General features: G+C 49.3%; 6 protein-coding genes. All 6 read right to left on the minus strand.

Annotation, left to right across the window (positions count from 1 at the left end):
• Positions 1-839, minus strand: an 839-nt coding sequence (locus FDW95_RS16885; RefSeq protein WP_115257714.1) for a DUF5677 domain-containing protein, incomplete at its 3' end; no start/stop codon positions are given.
• A gap of 141 nt (positions 840-980) precedes the next feature.
• Entirely contained in the window at positions 981-1,376 is a 396-nt protein-coding gene (locus FDW95_RS16890; RefSeq protein WP_071681475.1) for an antiterminator Q family protein, read from the minus strand.
• A 17-nt stretch (positions 1,377-1,393) separates the two neighbouring features.
• Positions 1,394-2,389 carry a DUF968 domain-containing protein gene (locus tag FDW95_RS16895; RefSeq protein WP_115257713.1) on the minus strand — a complete coding sequence of 332 codons (996 nt, stop codon included), beginning with the start codon at positions 2,387-2,389 and terminating at the stop codon, positions 1,394-1,396.
• Entirely contained in the window at positions 2,386-3,069 is a 684-nt protein-coding gene (locus FDW95_RS16900) for a phage regulatory protein/antirepressor Ant (protein WP_001704138.1), read from the minus strand. Before FDW95_RS16900 ends, FDW95_RS16895 begins: the two co-directional genes overlap by 4 nt.
• A gap of 13 nt (positions 3,070-3,082) precedes the next feature.
• Positions 3,083-3,469, minus strand: a complete 387-nt coding sequence (locus FDW95_RS16905; RefSeq protein WP_115257712.1) for a RusA family crossover junction endodeoxyribonuclease — start codon at positions 3,467-3,469, stop codon at positions 3,083-3,085.
• A partial coding sequence (locus tag FDW95_RS16910) for a DNA cytosine methyltransferase (RefSeq protein WP_170973015.1) occupies positions 3,466-3,867 on the minus strand: 402 nt, incomplete at its 5' end. The genes FDW95_RS16910 and FDW95_RS16905, both read right to left, overlap by 4 nt.

Consider the following 3,867-nt stretch of genomic DNA (forward strand, 5'->3'; position numbering starts at 1 on the left):
CAATAAGTTGGAGTCATTACCCGTAATCCCTTACGCAATCTCAGTGTTTCAGGAAAAAAAACAACCATTTTGTCAGTAGCTTTCACGATTACATCGTGGCAAAGGTTTAAGCTTAAAGTGATATATGAGAGATCTGTTTCATTGAAACTTCCGGTCCCTCTACCATTAGCTTCCATCCGATAATATGAGATCGGCAATATGTGAGTATAATGTGATAGCAAATCAAAAATAACCCTGAATTCTTTTGGATCTTGCTTTAACTCGATTAATAACTCATCTCTATTTGGAATCATTAGTGCCTTACCAGATAGACATCTTTTTCTGGTTCCTGAATCGAGCGAATTAAAAAACTCATTAGACTCTAGACGAGTTGCAATCTCTGCCTTTTGAGCCTCAAACCCTTCAACTTGCTTTTCATCCTTTATGGTATTAAAAAACTCTATTCTTTTCGCACAATCATTCATATGCATTATATTTAGTTTTGCCGACCACTCTTCTTGCGTGCTATTTTCTTTCGATAAATAGTAAAAAAGAAGCTCGGCTTCCAATAATGCTCGAGCATGAGAAGCAACCAAGGATAGGTCCCAAAATGGATAATCTTTTTTTGCCCAACGACTTTCTGGTACATTTGAAATCAATATCTGAGCATGTATACACATTCTTGCAAAGATCTGAGTTGTGTAAGCAATATATGCTTCAGCAATTTGAACGCCAATACCTTGGCTTACGGCACAAGCTTCACATACAGCAACATCAAACTTCCTAAGTGATACATAGAAATCCTCCATAGAGACATGTGGATTATTAATATCATGCTCTTGTTCATCGATGCTGGTCATTTTGTCATCTCCCAAAGTTTCAATGAGGATAACATAACAGGGTTATAGAGTAGAAAACCCCGCAGTTGCGAGGCTTTTACTTGATAAGCCTGTGTCGTAGCGACCACCCTTAACACGTTATCTTAAAAAATGCGGACCGCACTAGCTTTTTTGAAAAATTTCGGTCTGAACTAGCACATCCATTTCTAAAGTTACATCCAGCATTGATAAACATCCCTCGATGAAACCTTCTGCCATCTGCATTTCGATACGGATCTGCTTTTCACTTTTCTTTCGGTGCTTTGCCATTTGGCGCTTGGACACCCGGTAGATATAGTGCACGACCAACAGTTGGTAATCGTATGGCCTCTTTCTGCTAAGGCGCGACATACACCCCTCTATTACCAACCCATCATCATCAGTGCATTGAAGCCGAGTTTTACTTGTTTGCGGCAGTAACCCTTTGAAGCCCGCAGCAATCGGAGAGTAATCAACATTGCATGAATCGCTCGCGGCCCACGCCCCCCATAAATCTAAAACTTTCTGCATATCACGCATGATTATTCTCCATACACTTAAGCTTTCGCAATTACGCCGATCGCCAGCGCCCGATCAATAAAACGCAGTAGCAGCTCAAGCTGCGTACCATGCTTCTGCTCGAATGCCGGTACATCGGCGTGTAACTCGTCGTGGCACTCTCTGCACAGAGGGATCACGAAGAGGTCATGGGCTTTTGTTGCTGTACCACCCATACCGTGCCCTACGATATGGTGCGGATCATCTGCTGGCCGTCGGCAACACTCACAGGGTTGTGTTTTAACCCAGCGAGTGTACGTCTCATTTACCCAGCGGCGTCGCTTTGGCCTGAGCATGAAAGATTCTGGAGACTCCGGATCAACAGAGAGCGTGAGGATCTTCTTCGCCTTCTCCTGCACGAGGCTGGTTGCAGACGCTGAAGGCACAATGTCGCTTTCCCTCATGACAGAGCGGATCTTCTCATCCGGAAGGCGCAGCCCTTTGTGCGCAACACTTTCCGGAATAACATCAGCCAGGTCGTTTCTGACCATCCACCAGCACAGTTCCGGAAGCGTCAGGATATGCGACTCGGGAAAACCAGAATCACGCTGAATGACTTCCAGAATCCAGGATACCAGGTTTCCTGCCGCTATACCTGCAAGCTGTTCGGTATGCTGCCCCGACAAAGTGTGATCGCAATGCCAGCACAGGCGAATACTTCCTGGTGGGTGCCGCATTGTTGTAAAGTTCTTGTCGTGCCACGTTGAATGTGGCCACTGGCATTCAAACCGATTACTCAACCATTGCTCAAGGGAAGGAAGCCCACCGGCACGCTGAATAACCCTCTCATTCTCGAAGACCTGCCGCATTACCGGATCATCAGCCAGCGGCTGAATGGCTGCCGGAACAGCCCCGGTACTGAATGACGCCATTTCTTCTGGTTCAGGCTCGAGCAGAACGCGACCACGCATGAAGAGGTGCATCAGTTCCGCACCGGGACGGAACAGCACAATCCCCATACGATGGGCGATCTCGGGGGTAAGCAGAGCTCTCACGCGACCTGCCCCCTGGCAATGTGTTCTGCCCACAGTCCACCAATCCAGCGCACGCCTTTCGCCGTGAAACGTGCCTGGCTGAATGCATGATTTGAGGTTACGGATGTGCCGGTTTTCACTTCAAAACGGCCCGCATCAATATGCTGATGCCGTGGAGTCATCGTTCCGCCAAGGCGATACATGATGTCGTTCTCAAGGAGGAATAACCGCAGATCTGGCTCTTTGGCCTTAAGCAGTTTTGCCACCTGGCGGAATGACATTGACCCACTGGCTGTACAGTACCGATCAACAAACGCTACCTTCGGCGCCGCGGCAGCCAGTTCGTTAGTCAACTGCTGTTTTTGTTCTGCAAGGTCAGCTGCAAGACGTAGGGCTTCAGAGAATGATTGAGGAATCGTCTGCTGCTGTGCCTGCTCAAGCTCCTGCCAGCGATCAACCAGACGCGCGGTAAACTCCGGCGACAGCTGCGCGACAACGATATAACTGTCCCGCTTCCCTATCAGATAAACCGATACCGACTGATTGAGGTGATTTTTAACTTCCCCCATTGGGGGGAGTTCAATAACACCGCGCTCTGCCAGGCGTTCAATGGACCGTTTAACATGGTCATGTCGTGATTCCACCAGCTCAGCAATATCGCTGCTGGACATGGTTAATGCTGTTGTTGCTAATTGGCTCATACTTTTCTCCATATCAGGCGGCTGCACCCGCCGATTCATATCTGCTGATCGTTATCTCTACCCGACCTTTCGGCACTATGGGTCCCCATTCCACCAGCATGCGCTTAATCTGGCTGTCGTCTTCCCAGACACCCGCATGCGTCAGCGCGTCAAACAGGGCTTTGTTGTAATTATCGATATCCCGGCGGCGCGCATCCGGCGGGTACAGAGTGATTTCTACCGCTGCCAGTTCAGTCGATGGCTTCGGGAGACGTCGTAATTGCTCAATGATCGCCACGCAGGCAGCGCTCTGATATTTACGACCATCAGCGCTAATGAGGTGACGACCGGCCAGCGGCCCCTTATTAGGGGCGCGCCAGTACGTGTTCACGCTTGGAGGGAACGGGAGCACAAGTTTCATGCCACCTCCTGCTGTTGCACTGCACACAGTTCCGGAAGATTTGCCTCCACCAGCGCCCTGGCGAATGGTGGTGGTACCGCATTACCGCAGCGGGCTACCTGCTTATCTTTTGCATAGCGATTTCCACGGTAGTCCTGATCAATAACGTAACCATCCGGGAAGCCCTGCGCTTTGTAGAGTTCATGCGGCTGCAACATGCGCATTCCGATATCAACGATCTGGTATTTAACCCCATCGATCGTTACCAGCCATTCATCGTCACTTTCCCCGCAATACGTCTCGAGAAATGTGCGCACCTCACCCACGTGTTGGCCACCAGCGGTGATTGTTGGCATAGGCACATCAAGGCGTTGCCCGTCGCGGCATGTTCCACGCAGTTTCACCAGATGAGAGGCAAC

Source organism: Citrobacter sp. wls718 (assembly GCF_005280945.1).
GTDB classification, from domain to species: Bacteria; Pseudomonadota; Gammaproteobacteria; order Enterobacterales; family Enterobacteriaceae; genus Citrobacter; species Citrobacter gillenii.

Excerpts from the sequence above, each read along its gene's own strand:
- FDW95_RS16890 (WP_071681475.1), bottom strand. The coding sequence starts at position 1,376 with ATGCGTGATATGCAGAAAGTTTTAGATTTATGGGGGGCGTGGGCCGCG.
- FDW95_RS16900 (WP_001704138.1), bottom strand. The coding sequence starts at position 3,069 with ATGAGCCAATTAGCAACAACAGCATTAACCATGTCCAGCAGCGATATT.
- FDW95_RS16905 (WP_115257712.1), bottom strand. The coding sequence starts at position 3,469 with ATGAAACTTGTGCTCCCGTTCCCTCCAAGCGTGAACACGTACTGGCGC.